This is a genomic window from Paraburkholderia nodosa (assembly GCF_001718195.1).
GTDB classification, from domain to species: Bacteria; Pseudomonadota; Gammaproteobacteria; order Burkholderiales; family Burkholderiaceae; genus Paraburkholderia; species Paraburkholderia nodosa_A.
The window spans coordinates 121,761-137,734 of the sequence record NZ_MCNV01000020.1 but is presented as its reverse complement, the minus strand read 5'-3'; the positions used below and the strand labels follow the sequence as shown (position 1 = coordinate 137,734).

At 60.5% G+C, this 15,974-nt stretch carries 14 protein-coding genes and 2 tRNA genes; 5 read left to right on the top strand and 11 right to left on the bottom strand.

Features of this window, described 5'->3' with window-relative positions; genetic code table 11:
• Together BFD71_RS28165 and BFD71_RS40810 are read right to left on the bottom strand one after the other, a co-directional pair.
• Positions 1 to 600, bottom strand: coding sequence for a LemA family protein (locus BFD71_RS28165; protein WP_069267592.1), 600 nt, complete (start codon positions 598 to 600; stop codon positions 1 to 3).
• 630 nt (positions 601 to 1,230) lie between these two features.
• Positions 1,231 to 1,437, bottom strand: a complete 207-nt coding sequence (locus BFD71_RS40810; protein ID WP_141710823.1) for a hypothetical protein — start codon at positions 1,435 to 1,437, stop codon at positions 1,231 to 1,233.
• A 395-nt stretch (positions 1,438 to 1,832) separates the two neighbouring features.
• Between BFD71_RS40810 and BFD71_RS28160 the strand changes: the two genes are divergently transcribed.
• The 3 genes from BFD71_RS28160 (at position 1,833) to BFD71_RS28155 (ending at position 3,176) form a co-directional block, all read left to right on the top strand.
• The gene (locus tag BFD71_RS28160; protein WP_069267591.1) at positions 1,833 to 2,294 is read left to right on the top strand and encodes a methyltransferase family protein; all 462 of its coding nucleotides are present in this window, start codon (positions 1,833 to 1,835) and stop codon (positions 2,292 to 2,294) included.
• Positions 2,257 to 2,592, top strand: a complete 336-nt coding sequence (locus BFD71_RS40805) for a hypothetical protein (protein WP_141710822.1) — start codon at positions 2,257 to 2,259, stop codon at positions 2,590 to 2,592. Before BFD71_RS28160 ends, BFD71_RS40805 begins: the two co-directional genes overlap by 38 nt.
• 155 nt (positions 2,593 to 2,747) lie before the next feature.
• A complete protein-coding gene (locus BFD71_RS28155; RefSeq protein WP_069267590.1) occupies positions 2,748 to 3,176 on the top strand; it encodes a hypothetical protein in 429 nt (142 codons plus the stop codon).
• A gap of 234 nt (positions 3,177 to 3,410) precedes the next feature.
• Here the strand turns inward: BFD71_RS28155 and BFD71_RS28150 are convergent, their stop codons facing one another.
• The 3 genes from BFD71_RS28150 to BFD71_RS28140 all read right to left on the bottom strand — a co-directional run bounded on the left by BFD71_RS28150 (position 3,411) and on the right by BFD71_RS28140 (position 6,445).
• Positions 3,411 to 4,727, bottom strand: a complete 1,317-nt coding sequence (locus BFD71_RS28150; protein ID WP_069267589.1) for a hypothetical protein — start codon at positions 4,725 to 4,727, stop codon at positions 3,411 to 3,413.
• Between the two features lie 142 nt (positions 4,728 to 4,869).
• Positions 4,870 to 5,061, bottom strand: coding sequence for a hypothetical protein (locus BFD71_RS28145; RefSeq protein WP_069267588.1), 192 nt, complete (start codon positions 5,059 to 5,061; stop codon positions 4,870 to 4,872).
• A 19-nt stretch (positions 5,062 to 5,080) separates the two neighbouring features.
• Positions 5,081 to 6,445: a hypothetical protein gene (locus BFD71_RS28140; RefSeq protein WP_141710821.1), complete on the bottom strand. Its 1,365-nt coding sequence runs from the start codon at positions 6,443 to 6,445 to the stop codon at positions 5,081 to 5,083.
• Between the two features lie 439 nt (positions 6,446 to 6,884).
• Here BFD71_RS28140 and BFD71_RS28135 point away from each other — a divergent pair, with 439 nt between their 5' ends.
• Entirely contained in the window at positions 6,885 to 7,151 is a 267-nt protein-coding gene (locus BFD71_RS28135; RefSeq protein ID WP_069267586.1) for a hypothetical protein, read from the top strand.
• Positions 7,152 to 7,265: 114 nt separating this feature from the next.
• On the opposite strand, the gene BFD71_RS28130 is transcribed toward BFD71_RS28135, so the two are convergent.
• The 4 genes from BFD71_RS28130 to BFD71_RS39430 all read right to left on the bottom strand — a co-directional run bounded on the left by BFD71_RS28130 (position 7,266) and on the right by BFD71_RS39430 (position 12,969).
• The gene (locus BFD71_RS28130) at positions 7,266 to 7,775 is read right to left on the bottom strand and encodes an acetone carboxylase subunit gamma (RefSeq protein WP_069267585.1); all 510 of its coding nucleotides are present in this window, start codon (positions 7,773 to 7,775) and stop codon (positions 7,266 to 7,268) included.
• A gap of 23 nt (positions 7,776 to 7,798) precedes the next feature.
• On the bottom strand, positions 7,799 to 10,123 hold the full coding sequence (locus tag BFD71_RS28125; protein ID WP_069267584.1) for a hydantoinase B/oxoprolinase family protein: 2,325 nt from the start codon (positions 10,121 to 10,123) through the stop codon (positions 7,799 to 7,801).
• 11 nt (positions 10,124 to 10,134) lie between these two features.
• Positions 10,135 to 12,279, bottom strand: a complete 2,145-nt coding sequence (locus BFD71_RS28120) for a hydantoinase/oxoprolinase family protein (protein ID WP_069267583.1) — start codon at positions 12,277 to 12,279, stop codon at positions 10,135 to 10,137.
• 219 nt (positions 12,280 to 12,498) lie between these two features.
• On the bottom strand, positions 12,499 to 12,969 hold the full coding sequence (locus BFD71_RS39430; protein ID WP_141710820.1) for a lecithin retinol acyltransferase family protein: 471 nt from the start codon (positions 12,967 to 12,969) through the stop codon (positions 12,499 to 12,501).
• A gap of 420 nt (positions 12,970 to 13,389) precedes the next feature.
• Here BFD71_RS39430 and BFD71_RS28110 point away from each other — a divergent pair, with 420 nt between their 5' ends.
• Positions 13,390 to 15,396 (top strand): sigma-54-dependent Fis family transcriptional regulator, encoded by a 2,007-nt coding sequence (locus BFD71_RS28110; protein WP_069267582.1) that lies wholly within the window; start codon positions 13,390 to 13,392, stop codon positions 15,394 to 15,396.
• 145 nt (positions 15,397 to 15,541) lie between these two features.
• On the opposite strand, the gene BFD71_RS28105 is transcribed toward BFD71_RS28110, so the two are convergent.
• Together BFD71_RS28105 and BFD71_RS28100 are read right to left on the bottom strand one after the other, a co-directional pair.
• Positions 15,542 to 15,628 (bottom strand) — tRNA-Leu (locus BFD71_RS28105).
• A 176-nt stretch (positions 15,629 to 15,804) separates the two neighbouring features.
• Positions 15,805 to 15,891: transfer RNA gene (locus tag BFD71_RS28100), tRNA-Leu, on the bottom strand.
• Positions 15,892 to 15,974 lie beyond the last annotated feature (83 nt).

Sequence of the window (15,974 nt, the reverse complement as noted above, 5' to 3'; positions counted from 1 at the left end):
CTAGCGGAACGACACCTTGGGCGCTGAGCGCTCGGTCTCTGCGGTTTCGAGCAGCGCCGCCTCCTTGAAGCCGAACATGCCAGCCACCATGACAGCCGGGAAAACCTCGCGCCGGATGTTGAACTCGGTGGCCGCGTCGTTGAACGCTTGCCGGGCGAAGCCGATCTTGTTCTCGGTCGAGGTCAGCTCCTCCTGCAGGGCGAGCATGTTCTGGTTGGCCTTGAGGTCCGGGTATGCCTCAGACAGGGCAAATAGACGGCCCAGCGTGCCGCCGAGCTGGGTCTCGGCCCGGTTAAGCTCTCTCATGGCCGCCGGGTCGCTGGGATTCGCGGCGACCTTCTGCTCGGCCGCGATCGCGCTGTTTCGCGCCTTGATGACGGCGTCGAGCGTCTCCCGCTCGTGGCCCATGTAGCCCTTGACGGCTTCGACCAGGTTCGGAATCAGCTCATAGCGACGTTTGAGCTGCACGTCGATCTGGGCAAAGGCGTTCGCGAAGCGGTTCCGGGCAACCACCAGTCCGTTGTAGATGCCCGTAAGCCAGATCGCGAGTAGCCCCAAGACGCCCAGGAGCACGAGCAGGGTGATGATGACGGGACTCATTGGCCGTGACCTCCGATGAGAGGACTGCGGATTTGGACCATCGCACGACTATGGAAACAGGATAAATGAAATATCGTTCAATTCAATGAATTCTGGACACCGATATAAATAAAACGGCGCAGATTCAAGCGTGCTGCATCAATTCCTTTCCTTTCCATGATTGCCCCTGTATCCGGTGCCACTCCTGTCTGGTTGAACCGAATTGGGCTTGGAACCTGTGAAAAGCACAGTAGACTCTAAACGGATCCAGATGCAGCGAAGCCAGAACACCATCGCCGGTTGAGTCGGCATATCGCCTCGGTCATCACGCCCCATCGATCGAGAGACGAATCATTGCCACCGATGTGGCTAACTGGTTATGCAATCGACCGGACGATCTATCCTGATCTGGTGAGCCGGCACGGAAATGCGACGAGGCGTACGGCCCATTCTTCCAGATGGCTCAATCGACACCACAGGATGCCGTCTGTGGCAGGCTGTTCGAGTGCATGCCGTCCATGGAGCATGCGGTGACAATCAAACTGAAATGGAAAGCATTTATCGCTACTCTTTCTGTCGCAGGCAATGTTCTGTAACGTTGCGCGTGCAGATGGTATTCCGATCGTCACAGGCCAGCAATGGATGGCGTCTTCAGAGGCAGAAAAGAATGCATACCTTATCGGCATCGCCAATCTGCTCGACGTCGAGCGCGCTTACGCCGGCACGACGGGAAACAAAAGCGACATCACATAGCGTTTCGGCAAGGGCATGCAGGGCAAGACGCTCGATAGCGTACGTCAAAGGCTGGATGACTCTTACGCAACCAATCCCTGCCAGGCGGTCGATGTGATTGTCCAACGGATTACCAAGTCGCGTGGCCTTCGGCGGGTTGCAGCCTCGTAGCACTGCTTAGGAGGCACGGTTAGGCGGCTACGACGGCGGCAAGGGAACAAGTGAACGCCGCGACAACTAACAAAGGGGATGACTAATCCATTGTGCAGTAATGCAAAACATCTGGCGTTGACGCCATTGATGCGTCCTGCGGCTCAGCGAAAGTTTTTCGCTTCGCGTGCCTGCACGAGCGTTGCCCGGGCTCCGTCATCAGACGGAATTCGTGCCTGTCGTTTCTGAGGCTGTAAGGGTTCTCGTTCTACACGGTATCCGGAATCGACACGTTGTCCATGCAGGCGCGCAACTGACGAGTCGATGAATCCTGTACTCGCTATCTATAACCGAATCGTGACATCGTGAATATGGCAGATACCGCGAACGTAATTATCCGGCCGCCGATCGCGTGGGCGCTCGCGGCGCTCGCCGGGATCGCGCTCGACCGGCTAATGCGTTTGCCGTTTGTTCCGGCCGAGGTCCCTGCAGGCAAGGTAGGGGCGATGGTATTTGCCGTAGCGCTGACGCTGGCCGTCTGCGCGATCGCGACCATGATCCGGTCTGGTTCGAACGTGCCCACCAACCGGCCGACCACGACCATCGTTGAGACCGGTCCCTACCGCTTCTCGCGCAATCCCATCTACCTCAGCATGATGCTCGGACACGTCGGTCTGGCCATTGCTTTCAACAGCCTGTGGCTTTTGCTGACGCTGGTTCCGTTTGCCTTCGTCATCAGGTTCGGCGTAATCGCCCGTGAAGAGGCGTATCTTGAGCGTAAATTCGGCGACGTCTATGGCCGGTACCGCTCGCGGGTTCGGCGATGGCTTTAGTCGTGCGCGACGGGCCAGCAAGGGAGCGAGCCTGATCGCGCTCGTGCTGCACACGGAAGAGTTACGCACCCGCGCTGGTCAAAATGCTCGCGCAACGCCGTCAAACGATGCTCGTAATTCATTTAACATAAAAGAAATGATCGAAGTTTGGTTGGTCTTTGATTTGTATTCCTATATATTTTGCATCGATGCAGTGCCAGTTCTGAAGCTTCCGGCATATCAGTCCCGTAGCGCGACCGCATGGAAGCCACCGTGCGGCATGACCTCATCGAACGCGCCGGTCATGGATGGCGTTTGACCTTGCTGGTCATGGCAGTTCCGGCTCGAGATCGCTGATCCGAGCGATGAGCTTTGAGTCGCGGTGCCGACGCGGTAAACGGGCCGCCATCCCCGGCCCCGAGCCGCTTTGCGAACCGGCGCCTCGAACGGTTATAACCCAGGCGGAGGAGAGCCATGGTCGCAGTCAGGCACGACGATCTTTCCATGGCGTTCGACTTTGTCAGCTGCGCGGCGCCGATGGAACATAGCGCATATCTCTCGCTCGATACGGGAGAAGTCTACTGGACTTCCGATTCCAGCAAGGCGTTCGATGAGGAGATACCTGACGATCTCGAAACCTCTGACCGCTACCTTGCGATACCGCACAAGAATGAGCTTGATCTCGGAAGCCGTCTCGCCTTGCGCTTTGTCGCACAGACGTTGCCCGCATGTTGCGACCAGGTCGAAGGATTTTTTCGGAGGCGAGGGGCTTATGCGCGTTTCAAGGAATTGCTGGAACGTGAAGGCGTTCCCGAGCGTTGGTATTCGTTTGAAACCGATGCTGTCGAAAGCGCGCTGAGGCAATGGTGTGCCGAAAACGGGCTTGAGCTTGTTGAGACGTGACGGGCGCTGTGGGTTTTCGCCTTCGTACGAATACATGGACTAGCTCCTGATAGTCCAAGAATTCCGCCGCAGCCCCAGACCAGACATCTCTATCTGGCCATGACATATTTGGTAGTGCGGAAAGAATGATCTTGAGAAGTCCGATTTGAGCGAGTCCGCGATTGGGCGCAGCAATGGAGCATGCACGGCTAATGCCAATCCATAGCAGCATGCTGAGCTATTAGCGACCTAACGTCAGCGGCCAAATTTTCTGAGCCAGGACACCGGGAGCCCGTTCTTCAAGGGGATCTTACCCGGTCCCCGAGCGGCTCGTGGCGGCCCGGTTCGAACGGGTCGGACATCCATGTGTTTCAGACGGCTGTTTGCCGCTTCAACCAACGTTGTTCTCACCTGCACCCGGGTTGCTTCGTCGGCAATAAAGCTCGCGATTTCGTCCATCGCCAACGCCATGAGCGCATCGCGCTTCTCGGGCTGCAGTTGGAGCCAGGGGCCCCACGGATCGATCGGGATGCGCCTTCCGCCAATGATGGTCCACCCGCCTGCGTCACTCGCCACTCCCCCGAGTAGGGTCCCGACAAGTATTGGCAACGGTAAGCGCTGCCACCACTGCCACCATTGCCAGCCTGAAGCGGGCGTGAGCATAAACGCCGTAGGAACGCCGTTGAGCTTCCCCATTCCGATGATTTGCCCGCTTGCGTTGATATCGAACGTATATGACAGTTGCCATCCTGGCTCGGAAATCAGCGTATCCAGCAGCGTGGTCGTCCCGTTTTGATAAACGAACGCTGATTGCGTCTCCGGCTGACCGCCAAACAGGCAGGTGCCGACCACGACGCCACTGTTGTTGATTGCCTGTGCCGTCCCCTGAATCGCTCCGTCGGGCAGCGGGATCACCTGGAAGACCGGCGTCGCCTGTCGTGAGTCGCATATTCCGGGAACTTCGTTGTATGTAGGGGCCGTACCAGACGAGCCGCAGACAATCCCCTCGTCGTTGATGCTGTAGGCCGCTGCCATTGCATTCAGCGGCTTCGTGGTGCCGTTCGTAACGCTATAGACCGCAACCTTTCCGCCAACATCTAATCCGAGCGCTTCGCCCGGGTTGTTGATTACTGAAAGGTTGACCCCCGGAACGGTCGCAAAGAGACGCTTCGCGGGCACGCTGTATAGGAAACCATTTCCGCTTCTGTCACCGCCGCACACGAGGCCGTCATCGTTCACGTCGGCCGCCCATGAGGCCGTGCCAACCAGGGGCGAGAGGTCCGTCACGTTGCCGGTATCGACAACGATGGCGGAGATGGTTGCATAGTTGTCCGGTGTCGTGCCTCCCACAGCGACAAGGCCGTCGTTGATTCCCCAGAGGGTACTGTTATTCGGAGGCGGAAGCGTGGTGGCGAGCAATCCGTCTAGCCACTGCGCGCCAACCCCTAACGGTATCTCGTCGACGTTCACTGATGCGACTCCGGCCGCCTGGCCATCATTACCCAATGAGAACGCTTCCGCGCTTGGCATCGCCGCCGGGTCGGGGCCCAGAATTGGCATTAACGAATACATGCGTTCCTCCTGCACCCGAGAACCGGGTATCAATTGCTTGTTTCATTCACGGCACGATCGTTGACCGTTCCCGCCAACTGGCACCAGCCTGGAGCTCCAGGCAAGCGTCGACAGCGCGCTCCCTGAAAGGGACGCGCGTCGTTCAGTTATAGGTTACGGCGTGATGGTTGTGCGGCGATCCGGCGCAGAACGTTTCCTGCGTCTTGAGAACGCCTTCGCGCAGGACGTGTGGGTCACCGTTCGCGAGACCGGCGCGCAGGAGCCACGCCTCGACGCCGAGGAGAATCCGCTCCTTGCGAACGCGCGCCGTCACCCAGTTGTGAAAGTGCTGCATTGATCGCCAGCGAGCGGCGTCACTGTTTGCCCGGCTGCGGCAGTAGCAGGAAGTCCATGTATCCTGGGCCCGTTGTCAAGCCCGTAATCGCACCCGCGTTATTCAGGCCGAACACATAAGATGGCAGCCCATCAGTGCTCGGGTCATAGTTGATTAGATGCGCGAGCGATAACCTTACGCCTTGCGACGGTACAAGGTAGCTGTTCAGGTCCGTCGTGCGCGTGATCACAATCACGTCCTCGTCGTTGATCAACAATTCATTGCTGACTGTCGGATACTGTGGCGTGCCTTCATGGAAGTACTCGACGAAACCACCACCGCTCGCCGGCCATATTCCGATTCGCTCGTCCGCGGTGGGCCCCCACGAGTACCCGACGATATCGCCTTGCCCGTTGATGCCCGTCGCCCAGGAGAACGGATTGCTTGGCAAAGGTGGCAAAGTCGTGGTGGTTCCCTTATCAAGGTCATAGCTAAACGCAAGCCAGGAATATGAAGTGGGGCCTTCCTGGATGGTCACGTACCCGACAAGAACGCCGGCATTGTTCATACCCATGATACTCGGGTACAAGCCTGGGATCGACACATTCACCGGCAGGGCTTTTCCGTTACGGTAGCCGTACACAGTCCCGTTAAAGTTGGCGTCGTAGGAGACGACGATTGCCGTTCCCGAATCGTTGATGGTGGTGACATTGCTGGTAATCTCGCCCGCCAGCCGGGGAACCAGTTCGACGCTGTTGCCCCGGAAAATCGCCGCCTGCGTGTAATAGTTGACCGGATCCGTAACGATCGATCCGCCGACGATCCCGTTATGCGATACCGTGCTGATAACGCCCGCAACCAGCGGGGTAATGCTGCCATTTGCATACACCGCGACCCATTCGTTGAAGTTGTTGTCGTAAAGGGCGCCGTAGACCCGGCCGTTAGACGCCAGCCCCGTGACCGAGAAAAATGGGAGGAAGGCGGGGGGCACCAAGGCGTCTAGATTCGTGAATGCATACGTCGCGTTGAACGGCGCAGCGGTGCTCGATGCGGCGCTCGGGACGACGGCTGGGCGCGATGCGGTAGCGCCCGGCAGTGGTGCAAAGTGCGCCGGGTACTTTTTAGCAAGTCCGGCATAGACGCGTGCCGGCACGTCGGCCACGCGCCCAGACAGGCACGGGTCACCAGCATTGCCACCCGAGGCCTGCGCCGCCTGCATATCCGCAATTGCCTGCGTGCGGGTTCGATTGGTAACGTCGATGAAATGCGCACCGGACGCATCGAGGTGTATGCAACCGACTCGCGTATCGCCAGGTCCGTTGGTTTGCGCGTAGGCGGGACCTCCGAGCATCAACGCGGCCATCAGCCAGACTTCAACGGAGCAAACGAATTGTCTATTGTTCACGGCTTATTCCTCGAAAACTAAAGACTGCTAACGTTCCAGCACGATGGCCACGGCAAGGAAGCCCTTGCACCAAGTATGGGATCAATGTAATGGATAGCGGCGCGAGGGCGGCCTTGCTATGAATGCGCTTAAATAGGCGTCGCGCAAGCGAGAAGAGGTTTGGGCACGTCGAAGAGCTGGCATGGAGTTCTGCGGTTTTCGCCGATGTTCTCTATCGAACCGGATGCGCTTCGCTTGCAACAGTCACGCGCTTTGAAGATAGACAGCGTGCCTGGACTTTGCAAGATGAGATTGCCTGCTTCGTGCCGGATTACACGGGGCCGAAGGCGGCACGTGTCGCACCACATAACTTGACCTTGATGCTGGCGCTTCTTGATGAGGCGTGGATTGAGATGGACTTTTCGCACAACAAACGAACGGGGCAGACCATGCGCGGACAATGGATGCGACGATCAGTGCCACAAACTGGCATGGCAACATGACAGTAAAAGCGGACGGTTTCGGCGTCTTTCCGGGGGGCGAGTTTGCGAAGCACGCACAAGCCACCATCGAGTGGGCCGCCGACGAGATGACAGTGACATGGTATTCGAACATCAGCACCGGTGGTCGCGGGACGTTGATGCGCAGTGATGCCGCACGCGTCGAACCTCCGGTGCAACGCCTGCTCGCTCGTCGCATGAAATGTTGCGGATGCGATCTGCTGTAAGGCATCGGATACGCGGGCGTGTGCGCGAGTTCAATCTGGTTTCCATGTCAGGTGCAGGGAAGCACATTTTGCGAAGGGGCAGGCGATGCCTGGCCCCTCCGCTTCAACCGCCCGTCAGTCCGCGGCGCGTTCCGGCACCGGCAGCTGCACCCATTCCTTATAGAACGCCTCGATGTCCGGTTCGAAGTCGTGGATCACGGGATACCACGGGGTGGGCGCCTCGACATCATGCATGGTGCCGCACGTCGGGCAGTAGTACTCGCGATAGACCTGCCACTGCGTGTCCGGGGCCATCAGCTTCGGATAGACCTCGGTCATCGCCTCTTCCGTGTCGCGCACGTAGATCGCGGCATGCAGTTTCCAGTTTTCGCGGTAGTCGCAGAACTCGTGGCCGCAGTCGCACTTGACCAGCCACTTCTTGCTGCTGGCCGATTGCACGATATGCAGATGCGGGCCGAGCGGGAGCACGATGCGGTCGGCGAAGCTGACCCTGGCCTGCAGGGCTGCCAGATACTGCTCGAACCGGCTCTCGTCCTTCGGCATCGAGAGCATGCGGAACGTGGTTTCCCAGTCAAGGGAGCCTTCGACGAGGTGCGCGACCTGTTCATTGGTGTAGGCAGACATTTCTCTACTCCTCTATGGGGTGTTTACTCTTCGACCTGGACGACGATGGTGACGTCGGGCAGCAGGGAGAGATCCATGCGGTGCTTCGAGCCGTAGGACGGCACGCCCAGTTCTTCCTCGAGCAACTGCCAGTCCGCTGGCAGGCTCCAGAACTGCTTGAACTCCCGCGAGAACTTCTCCGACAGGGCGAAGCTGGTGGCGAACATGTGCTGCACCTGGACGGACGCGTGCTTGTTGACGATGCGTTCGCGCTCTTCCTTCATCCATTCGCGCGTCGGCAGGGCCCGGGCGAGGCGCTCCTTGCGGACCTCGGCGCGGCGGGCCCCGGTCTTGGTGACATCCACCGTGAACACGCCCTTGCCGTCCTGGGTGAAGACGGCGCCATAGACCTTCTGCGCGTATTCCGGCAGCAGGAACTTCTGGTTCAGGTCCGCTTCGATGGCATTCGGATCCCGGTCGAGGGGGTCGCCGAAACCGGGGCCGCCACGCAGGTAGTTCAGGTAAAGGTCATGGTTCGCATAGCAGTCCTCAGTTGTGATGCACTGCTTGTCGCGCTTGACTTCGGCGGTGGCGTCGATGTGGCGCTCGAAGTCGGGGTTCGTTGGGTCGATGTCGCCGCCGAGAGGTAGCGAGTCACCGATCGCGATGCGCTGCTCGAGGCCGGTCTTGTGCGCCTCGAAGCGATAGCCGGTGGCGGAGGGATAGCCCCCCATCATGCCCCAGTCGCTGTTCATGAAGCCATTGCCCATGAAGAACATGGTCCAGTCCTGCGCGTTCCACACCATGCGCAGCGTCTCGAAGCCGCCGCCGCCGCGGTACTTGCCATAGCCGCCGGAGTTGGCCTTGACGTTGCGCCCGAGGTAGAGCAGCGGTTCGGCCATCTCCCAGATCTCGATGTCACCCATGTCGCCTTCGGGGTTCCAGATGGCTGCGGCGTGGTTGAGGCCGTCCTTGACGGCGCAGGCGCCGGTGCCGCAGGAGCTGGCCTCGAAGCTGTTGACCGCGTGGATCTCGCCGTCCTGGTTGATGCCGCCCCCTTGCAGCCAGTTGGAAGTATTGGCGTTGCCGGCGTTGACTTCCTCCAGATAGCCGCGGCTGAAGTAGGACTGGGACAGACCGCGCCATAGGGCCGCCCAGCCCGAGACCAGGAAGTGCCAGGCGTAGGCGTGACCGGTACGACGGTCATCCGGGTTGCACCACGTGCCCTTCGGCAAGCGGAACTCAGTGGCGAAGTAGGCGCCGTCATTGATGCGCTGGGTCGGCACCAGGGTCTGGCACATCATCACCCAAATACCGGAAGTAAATGCCACCTGATGGGCATTGAAGGTGTGCCAACCCCAGCGGCTTGCACCCTCGAAGTCGAGGCGCCACTTGCCGTCGGCCTTGATGGTCATCTCCACCGGCGAATGCATGATTGAGTCGAGCTTGGCGAAGGCGTTGGAGACCTGCACGTCCTCGTGCTTGTACGGCACGTCGACAAAGGACACCTTGCGGTACTTGCCGGGCAGCGTCATCGCCTTGATACGGCTCTGCAGCCCTCGACGGCCTTCTTCGATGACCTCATACGTGAACTTGTCGTAGGCTTCGATGCCATCGGCACGGATCACCTCCTCGACGAGCTCGCGGATCATGTGGCAGCCGGCGATGCGGGTACGCTCGTCGAGAATCCAGTACTTCGGCGTGCGAACTGAACGTTGGGACTCATGGAGCCAGTCGCGGAACGGCGTATCGTTGGCGCCGGTTTTGCGGCAGGTGATCATGTAGCCGTCGCCGAAGCGCTGGGTCTGTCCCGTGGACATGGAGCCCGGCGTCACCGAGCCGGTGTCGATGACGTGGGTGACGCCGCCGACCCAGCCGATCAGCTTGCCCTCCCAGAAGATCGGCACGATGGTGGCGATGTCGCAGGGATGGACGTTGCCGATTGAGCAGTCGTTATTGGTGAACATGTCCCCGGGGTTGATGCCGGGGTTGGCTTCCCAGTTGTTCTCGATCATGTACTTGATCGCCGCGCCCATGGTGCCGACGTGGATGATGATGCCGGTCGACGTCAGCACGCAGTCACCCACGGAGTTGTAGAGCGTGAAGCAGAGTTCGCCTTCCTGCTCGACGATCGGACTGGCGGCGATCTTCTTCGCGGTTTCGCGGGCATGCACGAGGCCGCCGCGCAGCTTGGAGAACAGCTTTTCATAGCCGATCGGGTCGCGGTCCCGGAACTCCAGCGTGGTGAGGCCGTTATAGTGGCCGGAAGCCTGCGTGCGCGCGATGATCGCGTCGCGGAACTCCTTAAGGGTCTCGCCGTTCTTCAACAGGTTACCCAGACCCACTTCCTTGTCGCTCATGATGTTCATGGCGTGTCTCCTCAGTTCACTTGCTTGAGATGGAAAAGGCGGTGCTTGTCGATCGTGGTCTCGAAGCCTTCGGGCACCACGAAGGTGGTGGCATCGGATTCGATGATGGCGGGGCCCACGATGTGGTTGCCGGCCTTGAGCGATTCCATCTTCCAGAGCGCGGCGTCTACCCAGTTCTTGTGGCGATAGAAGGGGCGTGTACCGAGATACGCCAGCTTGGGCGGCGTCGGTCCGGCATCCGGATCCTCAGGCAGCACCGGCTTCTGGGTCGTGACCATGCCGCGCAGGATCGCGCCCGTGATCGAGAAGCCCAGTTCGGGCGAGCGGGCGGAACTCGCATAGACGCGGCCATAGGTGGTCTCGAAGGCCTCGACGATCTGGTCCCAGTCGGCGGCTGTGCCGGCCGTGGCGACCGGCGAGACGATCTCGAGGTCGTTGAGCTGACCCATGTACTGCATCTTGTAACCCGGAATCAGAATGACATCCTTCGCCTTGAAGCCGTTGTTCTCGAATTCCTCGACGACCTTGACCGCCAGTTCCGACCAGGCTTCCTGCAAGGTCTTACAGGCCGCTGCCTTGTCAGCGTCCGGCGCGAATTGTGCAACGCCCAGATCCACCGATTTGTCGTAGCGATACTCGAAGTCGGCGCAGGCGCAGCCGAACGCCGAGAAGCCGGCTGCCCAGGCGGGCACGACCACGTCCTTGAAGCCAACACCCTCGGTGTAGCCGTAGGTGTGAACGGGGCCGGCTCCGCCATAAGAGAAGCAGGTGAATTCCGCCGGGTTGTAACCCTTGGCGCTGATGTTGGCGCGCAGGTACTCGGACAGTGTCAGGTCCAGCAGTTCGATGACGCCGGCGGCCGCATCTTCCACCGACAGCCCCAGCGGATCCGCAACCTGAACCTTGATGTGCTGGCGGGCGCGTTCCACATCGAGCTTGATGGCGCCACCGAGGAAGTTGTGCGGGTTCAGGTAGCCCAGCACGACGTGGCAGTCCGAGACGGTGACAGTGTCCAGGCCGCTCTCGGGCCAGCAGGTGCCGACACGGTAGCCGGCACTGTCGGGGCCAAGCTTGATGGACTTGCTGTAAGGGTCGAGGCGCACGAAGCTGCCGGCGCCCGCGCCGACGGAATCCATCGCCACGAGAGGCAGGGAGAGGACCAGACGGGCCATATCCGGGTCCGACTTGATGGCGAAGTTACCCTTGGTGATCAGCGCCACGTCGAAGCTGGTGCCGCCGATATCGGAGCATGCGATGTTCTCGTCGCCCAGGGCCTCACCGAGCAGCCTGGAGCCGATCACGCCCCCGATCGGGCCGGAAACGATCGTGCGCGCCAGCTCCCTGGCCTTCCAGCTGATGGTGCCGCCGTGCGTGGCCATCACGCGCAGGTCGAACTTCGCCCCGTGCTTGCTGAAGCGGTCGCTGACCTTTTTCAACGTCTGGCGCGACGGTTCCGCGCCATAGGCCTCCAGGATGGTGGTATTCATCCGGTGGCTTTCCTTGCGCGACGGGTAGTAGTCCACCGAGGCGAAGACGGGGATATCCACCTTCAGCTTCTTCAGCTCTTCGCGCACGACGTCGCGGGCGCGTTGCTCGCTCGATTCGTTCTTGTGGGATTGCAGCAGGCAAATGACGATGGCTTGCGAACCCGCCTCCACCAGTTCCCGGGTCGCCCGGCGGACCTCGTCTTCACGCAGGGGGATCACGACCTTGCCTTGCACGTCGGTACGCTCTGTGACGCCACGCGTGCGCGAGACCGGCACCAGGGGCTCGTCGTAGCGATGGGTGTTCAGGTGGATGCGATCTTCCAGGGCATAGCCCAGGTAGCTCTGCAGCGCGCGGCCCATCGAATGGATCTGCTCGAAGCCGCGGTTGCAGATCAGGCCAACCGCAAGGCCCTTGCGCATGAGGATCCGGTTGAGCATGGCCGTACCGGAATAGACGCAGGTCACCAGTTCCGGATAGACGTCGTCCACGGTCCGGTCCCAGTGGGCGAGGGCATCTTCGGAAGAGTTGTAGATGGCAAGCGATTCGTCACCGGGATTGCTTTGCGCCTTACCGACCACGAAGCGGCCATCCGAACGCACGAAGAAGGTGTCGGTCATCGTGCCGCCGGCATCGATGCCCATCACCTGGATGGTGGACTGAGGTTGCATAGTGCCTCCTATCATTGATGTAGTCGTAGTGGGAGATCCCACGCTCCATCCAGTTGCAGGGCGCGTGCCAGCGGTGGCCCGCACCTCGTGCCGCGCTTGATCGGCGAACGAAATCAATGAGTTGCGGGCGTTCCCTTGCCGCATCGCCGATCCAGAGGGGCTGCCCGCGCTGTCCGGATTCCTGACGCCTGTGCAGCAGGTGTCCGGGATCCGGACGCGTCACGGACAGATGGCCCGACTGGTGACCGCGAGCTGCCTGGCGATCCTGACTACGGCTGCCAGACGATTAGTTATACAGAGCATCAAGACATCGATCTGGTCGCTGCGGCTCTCGCCGTACAGGCACCACGTGCAGAAGTGCTCGCAGTTATTGCACATCAGCCGGTAGCGATCCTCGCCGAGACGCGAGTAGGCCCGGCGGATCGCTTCCATGCCAGCGAACCTGGCGACGGGGCTTTGCCTGATCCAGACCGGGTGCCCATGCGCAAACGCTGTGAGCGACACCTCCTGCACCGGGCCGCGACGCAGTGACCGCGAGAGCCCTGCGTAGTGCACGATCTTCCCCGCGCCCGCATAGAGACCGTGATGTGTATACGCAAATAGGCTGGTGATGAGGTGGGTGCCGATCGTCAGATCCGCGCCGGTCACGGTCTCGACAACCGGGCGCCTCGTTCTCGCTGAATCGTTCATGGTCTCCACCGCACTGTGCTGCCTCTCGCACAAGACCAGGGCATACGGTGTGCCATCGCCACCAGTGATCGGCTGGAGGGCTTTGCGCCCGTGCTGAGGCGCGCAAACAGGGGCGAAAGTTGCCTGCAAGGGGCGTTGTGCGTGCTTGCGCCGTTTGGACAGCGCTGATGTCGCGATGCACCGGACTTGGGACCTCTCTGGCCACCCGGCAACGCTGGAAGACGCTCGCATATTCAACGCGGTCTTTTCCTGAGCCCTGCTTTCGCTGTCCCGAATCCGGACGTTCAGGGATAGAGGTGTCCGGATTCCGGACACCTTCTTACGCTGCTGCAGAGCACAAATGATTGATTTAAAAGGCTTTGTTGACTTTGCGCGGGCGAGGGGCTACGGTTGCTGCACTCAATGGAGAGTGACCATCCCATGCCGTTTTCTCAATCCGGCGTCCTGGTTCCCCGCAGTGGCGACGATCCTGTCGTGGCCTCGGCCTGGGAGCGTTTTCTGCAGCACCAGCCTCTCGTGGGGGAGGGTGTGCGCAGCGTCGTCCTGGCTTCGTGGCAGCGCAGCCGTTCCGAGGCCGTTGATCCTGCCAGGCACTCGGCACCGTCGGCGGCCGCCGAGCGTGTTCGCCAGATGCAATTGCAGAACAGGGATCTCTGCGATGCCGCGCGTCCGGCACTGGATAGTCTGCGCGATATCCTGCGGGAATGCGGCACCCTCATCATGCTCTGCGACCCGGGCGGCACCATTCTTCAACTCAATGGCGAGACGAGGGCGCGCAGCGTCGGCGAGCAGGTCAACCTCTCCACCGGGGGCTGCTGGAATGAAGACGTCATTGGCACCAACGCCATTGGCACCGCAATCGCCACCGGCGCTCCGGTCCAGATTCATGCCAGCGAGCATTTTTGCCTGGACGTCAAACGCTGGACCTGTGCTGCTGCGCCTGTTCTCGATCCCCTTACTCGCAGCCTGCTGGGCGTGGTGGACGTCTCCGGCGTCAAGGAGACGTTTCATGGCCACACCCTGGGACTGGTGGTGACCGCTGCGCGGCAGATCGAGGGCGAGCTGGCACGCCTCGACGTTACGCTTCACGAGCGGCTGCTGGCTCGCGCCATCGATCATTTCATCCGCTACGCCAGCGACTTCGTCGTGCTAGTCGACAGTCGCGGGCGCGTTCTCCGCAGTTCCGGAAATGCGCAGGCGGTGAGAGAAACGCATGGCGTGCGGTTGCCGCTTCTGCAGACCGGCACCCAGGTGCCCGGACTCAACCTCGCACTCTCCGACGCTGAGCGTGGCTGCCAACGCGCGGAATGGCTGCGTCCCGAATGGCTGCACCTCGTCAAGGATCATGACGCTACCTTGGGTACGATGGTCGTCATTCCGCTCAGGGCGCAAGCGAACCGAACTACCCTGTCGCCGTCGACCACGGCCACGATGTCACTCGGGGGCAACGATCCTTTCGGCGAAATCATTGGCGCAAGCGAGATTCTGGCGGCGACCAAGGCACGCGCTCGCCGCATTGCGCCTCTCGACCTGCCGGTACTGCTCCTGGGTGAGACCGGCGCCGGGAAGGAGCTCTTTGCGCGGGCGCTGCATCGGGCCGGTAACCGCGTCGATGGCCCGTTCGTTGCCGTCAATTGCGGAGCGTTGACTCGTGAGCTCCTGGCCAGCGAACTCTTCGGCTATAACGAGGGCGCGTTCACCGGAGCGCGTCGTGGCGGCCTTCCGGGCAAGTTCGAGCAGGCCGATGGCGGCACACTGTTTCTCGATGAGATCGGCGAGATGCCGCTCGATATGCAGCCCCACCTGTTGCGCGTGCTGCAGGATGGCATCGTGGTCCGGCTTGGCGATACGCGCGAGCGACATGTTTCGCTGCGCGTCATCGCAGCCACTAACCGTGATCTGCAGAATGAGATCGCAGCCAGGCACTTCCGCGAGGACCTGTACCACCGCCTATGCGCCGTCAGCCTGCAACTGCCACCGTTGCGCGACCGGCCCGGTGACATCGAAGCGATCATCGAACATCTGAACGACAAGTTTGCACGCAAGTATGGCTGTGCACCTAAGCGGATTGAGCCCGCCGTGTATCAAGCGCTCGTGAGCTATCGTTGGCCAGGCAACATACGCGAACTGCAAAATGCTTTCGAAGTGATGTTCGCGCTCAGTGAAGGCAGCGTGATCGAGGTTTCTCTGTTGCCCTTGTCCGTCGCGCAGGTAGAGGGTTCAATTCCCACAGCCACCTCAACGGCAAGCCCCGCTCCATCCAGTCGTCTCGACGACATAGAGAGACAAGCAATAGTCAGTGCCATCGCGAGCGCTCACGGAAATATCTCCATGGCCGCTCGATCACTGGGGATCTCAAGGAGTACGCTTTATGTCAAGCTGGCCACGATTCAGACTCGGATTGGCAGTTCTGGCTCCCGCGCATAGGCATACGCTGGCCTCGTTTCCGCGTATACGCAAGAATCGTCGATGCCAGGGGAACATGGGGGCCGTCCGCGGAAACAAAAAACCCCGTAAGACGTTGATCTTACGGGGTTTCTCGACCTACTTCGGCTTTCGCCGGAACAACCGTTGGTGCCCAGGAGAGGACTCGAACCTCCACAGTGTTGCCACCGCCAGGACCTGAACCTGGTGCGTCTACCAATTCCGCCACCTGGGCACGTCTTCAAGCTAGAAAAAGATTGTGACGCGATTTCGCGTGCCTGTCAATAAATCTTTTCAAAAAATCTTCATCCCGGGAACGCGGCTGCTGCGTTTTACGCGATAGCAGGGCAGTTGTACTCGCTGCTGCCGCCGGAAATGAAAAAGGCCGGCATGAAGCCGGCCTTTTGAATCTGGTGCCCAAGAGAGGACTCGAACCTCCACAGTGTTGCCACCGCCAGGACCTGAACCTGGTGCGTCTACCAATTCCGCCACCTGGGCAAGGTGTCGTTTGCTGTTCAACGTGTTGTGCAGCAAAGACCAAAATTATAGCGGGATCGGAATGGCTGTCAAGCGTTTTGTGG

Excerpts from the sequence above, each read along its gene's own strand:
- BFD71_RS28165 (WP_069267592.1), bottom strand. The coding sequence starts at position 600 with ATGAGTCCCGTCATCATCACCCTGCTCGTGCTCCTGGGCGTCTTGGGG.
- BFD71_RS28160 (WP_069267591.1), top strand. The coding sequence starts at position 1,833 with ATGGCAGATACCGCGAACGTAATTATCCGGCCGCCGATCGCGTGGGCG.
- BFD71_RS40805 (WP_141710822.1), top strand. The coding sequence starts at position 2,257 with ATGGCCGGTACCGCTCGCGGGTTCGGCGATGGCTTTAGTCGTGCGCGA.
- BFD71_RS28155 (WP_069267590.1), top strand. The coding sequence starts at position 2,748 with ATGGTCGCAGTCAGGCACGACGATCTTTCCATGGCGTTCGACTTTGTC.
- BFD71_RS28150 (WP_069267589.1), bottom strand. The coding sequence starts at position 4,727 with ATGTATTCGTTAATGCCAATTCTGGGCCCCGACCCGGCGGCGATGCCA.
- BFD71_RS28145 (WP_069267588.1), bottom strand. The coding sequence starts at position 5,061 with ATGCAGCACTTTCACAACTGGGTGACGGCGCGCGTTCGCAAGGAGCGG.
- BFD71_RS28135 (WP_069267586.1), top strand. The coding sequence starts at position 6,885 with ATGGATGCGACGATCAGTGCCACAAACTGGCATGGCAACATGACAGTA.
- BFD71_RS28130 (WP_069267585.1), bottom strand. The coding sequence starts at position 7,775 with ATGTCTGCCTACACCAATGAACAGGTCGCGCACCTCGTCGAAGGCTCC.
- BFD71_RS28125 (WP_069267584.1), bottom strand. The coding sequence starts at position 10,123 with ATGAACATCATGAGCGACAAGGAAGTGGGTCTGGGTAACCTGTTGAAG.
- BFD71_RS28120 (WP_069267583.1), bottom strand. The coding sequence starts at position 12,279 with ATGCAACCTCAGTCCACCATCCAGGTGATGGGCATCGATGCCGGCGGC.
- BFD71_RS39430 (WP_141710820.1), bottom strand. The coding sequence starts at position 12,969 with ATGAACGATTCAGCGAGAACGAGGCGCCCGGTTGTCGAGACCGTGACC.
- BFD71_RS28110 (WP_069267582.1), top strand. The coding sequence starts at position 13,390 with ATGCCGTTTTCTCAATCCGGCGTCCTGGTTCCCCGCAGTGGCGACGAT.